Source organism: Vibrio scophthalmi LMG 19158 (assembly GCF_000222585.1).
Taxonomy (GTDB): Bacteria; Pseudomonadota; Gammaproteobacteria; order Enterobacterales; family Vibrionaceae; genus Vibrio; species Vibrio scophthalmi.
On record NZ_AFWE01000002.1, the window covers coordinates 1 to 3,594 of the forward strand.

Consider the following 3,594-nt stretch of genomic DNA (forward strand, 5'->3'; position numbering starts at 1 on the left):
TTTTTTTTTGCCTGACATTTGTGTTTGAGAGAAGAGCTTTGCTCTCAACGCGTCATTGAGCGTTAAAAGATAAACAGCAGATTGACCGAAAAAATACTATCGGCTTTTTCCAACCCTTCAGGCACGCGGTCATGATATTGACGAGAGTGAGCCAGTTTTAAGGCAATATCTTCGGTGATGTTGTTGGTGACACTCAAGTCGGTATCAATACGGGTGTTACTATGGCCGGAGACTAAGGTCATATCAGCAGAGAAGGCGAGGTTGTCCAAGGCTTGCCAGCGGGTATTCACATTGCCACGGAAGATCGCTTCTTCAACGATATCGGGGAAGATGATGTCATCATCATCAATCTCATCTTGGTTGGGTTCTTGATAACGAAAACCAGGGCCTAGTTCCAACTCCAGCACAAATAACTCGGTATTAGAGAACTGATAACCTAAGCCGGCTGAAAGCGTATAGTCTTTAAAGTAGGCACTGTAGCGGGAATCAATTCCTTTAAAGCTGCCATAGGCATAGGTTTTTGCCCCCAGCTTGTAGTCACTCTGTGCGCTGTAGGTGGATTGGCGTTTATCCTCTTCACCATCTTTGTACAATAGATAGTACTTCCATTCTCCGTTGGTACGATAACGACCTTTGGTGTATTCGGCACTCAGACGTGAGTTTAAAGATTGTGAATCTGAATTTCCCGAGTGAGATTGATAGCCAAACTCGACTTCGGTGTTCCATGGCGACGCGATCTCAATATCGTTTGGAATATCCACTTCTTCCGCCTGGACGAGCATACTGCTCATTAAACCTAAACTGGCTAGCCAAACTCTCGACACAAAGACCCTCAAATCACAAAAATAAACGATGAATAGTACAGGAGCGGAATGATAGTGTGAATACAAGGATGCACCGTCAGCAATAAGTTAATTCTATATGAGATGCACAAACTTTGGTTTGGCTAAAGACAACTGATGTATTCTCATTATAATGAACCTCCACGATAAGTAGTTGAGCAGAACCATGGCAGATACCCGTTCGGATAATCGCAAACGTAAACATCCTGATGCACAAGTGGATGCAATAAAAGTCCCACCCCATTCTCTAGAAGCAGAGCAATCCGTTATCGGTGGCTTGTTGCTCGATAATGAGCGCTGGGATACGGTTGCAGAACGAGTCATGGCGAGCGACTTTTATAGCCGTCCGCATCGCTTGGTTTTTGAAGCGGTTAAACGCATTCTTGAAGACAGCAAACCCCTCGATCTGATCACCTTATCGGAGCATCTTGAACAGCATGAACAGCTGGAAGATGTCGGTGGCTTTGCCTACTTGGCCGATTTGGTTAAGAACACGCCAAGTGCCGCCAACATCAACGCCTACGCGGATATCGTGGCTGAGCGCGCGATGGTGCGTAACTTGATCAGTGTGGCTAATGAGATTGCGGATTCCGGTTACGATCCGCAAGGTCGTTCGTCTGATGACTTGCTGGATCTTGCCGAGAGCAAGGTATTTGCCATTGCCGAATCCCGCACGACGGAAAGTGAAGGCCCACAGAACGTCGACAATATTCTTGAGAAAACGCTGGAGCGTATCGAGCTATTGTACAAATCGCCACAAGATGGCGTGACGGGGGTCAGTACGGGTTTCCACGATCTGAATAAGAAAACGGCGGGCCTGCAAGGCTCTGATTTGATCATCGTCGCCGCGCGTCCATCGATGGGTAAAACCACCTTTGCGATGAACCTGTGTGAAAACGCCGCGATGGATCAAGACAAACCAGTCTTGATTTTCTCTCTAGAGATGCCAGCCGAACAGTTGATGATGCGTATGCTTGCATCGCTTTCTCGTGTGGACCAAACCAAAATTCGTACCGGCCAGTTGGATGATGAAGACTGGGCGCGTATCTCTTCGACCATGGGTATTCTCATGCAGAAGAAAAATATGTACATCGATGACAGTTCTGGCTTAACACCAACGGAACTGCGTTCGCGCGCGCGCCGTATCGCTCGTGACTCAGGTGGCTTGAGCATGATCATGGTCGACTACCTGCAGTTGATGCGTGTTCCAGGGATGCAAGACAACCGTACCCTCGAGATCTCAGAGATTTCGCGCTCACTGAAAGCGTTAGCAAAAGAGCTAAACGTCCCAGTGGTAGCGCTATCGCAGCTAAACCGTTCCCTAGAGCAACGTGCCGATAAACGACCGATTAACTCAGACTTGCGTGAATCGGGAGCGATCGAGCAGGATGCTGACTTGATCATGTTTATCTACCGTGACGAAGTGTATAACCCAGATAGCTCAATGAAGGGCACCGCAGAAATCATCCTTGGTAAACAGCGTAACGGCCCGATTGGTTCGGTGCGTTTGACTTTCCAAGGGCAATACTCTCGCTTTGATAATTACGCGGGTCCTGCGTTTGATATGGATGACGAGTAACACTATGAGTTATATGAAGGCAGCAACGGCGCACGTCGATCTTGCTGCACTGAAGCACAATTTGCAGCAAGTGAAGCGACAAGCGCCAAACAGTAAAATTATGGCGGTGGTTAAAGCCAATGGTTATGGCCATGGTTTACGCCACATCGCCAAACATGCGCAAGATGCTGACGCTTTTGGCGTAGCGCGCATTGAAGAAGCTTTGCAATTGCGTGCAGCTGGCATTGTGACCCCTATTTTATTGTTAGAGGGTTTTTACTCGCCGGGTGATTTACCTGTTTTGGTGACCAATAATATCCAAGCGGGTTTGCACTGCGTTGAGCAGCTAGAAGCATTAGAAAATGCTCAGCTGGAAGCGCCGGTTCAAGTGTGGTTAAAGATTGATAGTGGCATGCATCGTTTGGGGGTGCGCCCAGAACAACTAGAGTCGTTTATTGCTCGCCTTAACGCGTGTGATAATGTCGCCAAGCCGCTGCGCTTTATGAGCCACTTTGCCAGTGCGGATGAACTTGAAAAATCGACCACGCTTGAGCAGACAGAGCAGTTCTTAGCGTTAACCCAAGGCTGCCAAGGCGAGCGTTCATTGGCGGCGTCAGCCGGCATTTTAGCTTGGCCTGAGAGCCAACTGGAATGGGTTCGTCCTGGTATCATCATGTATGGTGTCTCGCCCTTTAGTGACAAGTCGGCGGCGGAACTCGGTTATCGCCCGGTTATGACTTTAAAATCACACTTGATCGCGGTGCGTGAAGTGAAAAAGGGTGAAAGCATTGGTTACGGTGGTATTTGGACCAGCGAGCGAGACACGAAAGTCGGCGTGATTGCGATCGGCTATGGTGATGGTTATCCAAGAACGGCGCCGAATGGCACGCCAGTGTGGGTAAACGGTCGTCGTGTGCCTATTGCTGGCCGTGTATCAATGGATATGCTCACGGTCGATCTTGGCCCAGATGCGTGCGATAAAGTGGGTGATGAGGCGATTATGTGGGGTAATGAGCTTCCTTCCGAAGAGGTCGCTGCACATATTGGTACGATTGCTTACGAGTTGGTGACCAAATTGACGCCACGAGTCGACATGGTCTACTCAGACTAACAATGAAGGGAACGCAAATCGCGTTCCCTTTGTCGTTTTAGCGCGACGGATACTAGATTAAGTAACGGTGTTTGATTTATACC

The 3,594-nt window shown here is 48.6% G+C and carries 3 protein-coding genes; 2 read left to right on the forward strand and 1 reads right to left on the reverse strand.

Features of this window, described 5'->3' with window-relative positions:
• Window positions 1-62: 62 nt before the first annotated feature.
• Window positions 63-782: a DUF481 domain-containing protein gene (locus tag RH88_RS00010; RefSeq protein ID WP_005592518.1), complete on the reverse strand. Its 720-nt coding sequence runs from the start codon at window positions 780-782 to the stop codon at window positions 63-65.
• Window positions 783-1,008: 226 nt separating this feature from the next.
• Between RH88_RS00010 and RH88_RS00015 the strand changes: the two genes are divergently transcribed.
• Together RH88_RS00015 and alr are read left to right on the forward strand one after the other, a co-directional pair.
• Window positions 1,009-2,421 carry a replicative DNA helicase gene (locus RH88_RS00015; protein WP_005592521.1) on the forward strand — a complete coding sequence of 471 codons (1,413 nt, stop codon included), beginning with the start codon at window positions 1,009-1,011 and terminating at the stop codon, window positions 2,419-2,421.
• Between the two features lie 13 nt (window positions 2,422-2,434).
• Complete coding sequence (gene alr, locus RH88_RS00020; protein WP_005592523.1) at window positions 2,435-3,511, forward strand: alanine racemase; 1,077 nt, start codon at window positions 2,435-2,437, stop codon at window positions 3,509-3,511.
• Window positions 3,512-3,594: the final 83 nt, after the last annotated feature.

Coding starts and splice junctions, on each gene's coding strand:
- RH88_RS00010 (WP_005592518.1), bottom strand. CDS start 782: ATGCTCGTCCAGGCGGAAGAAGTGGATATTCCAAACGATATTGAGATC.
- alr (WP_005592523.1), top strand. CDS start 2,435: ATGAAGGCAGCAACGGCGCACGTCGATCTTGCTGCACTGAAGCACAAT.
- RH88_RS00015 (WP_005592521.1), top strand. CDS start 1,009: ATGGCAGATACCCGTTCGGATAATCGCAAACGTAAACATCCTGATGCA.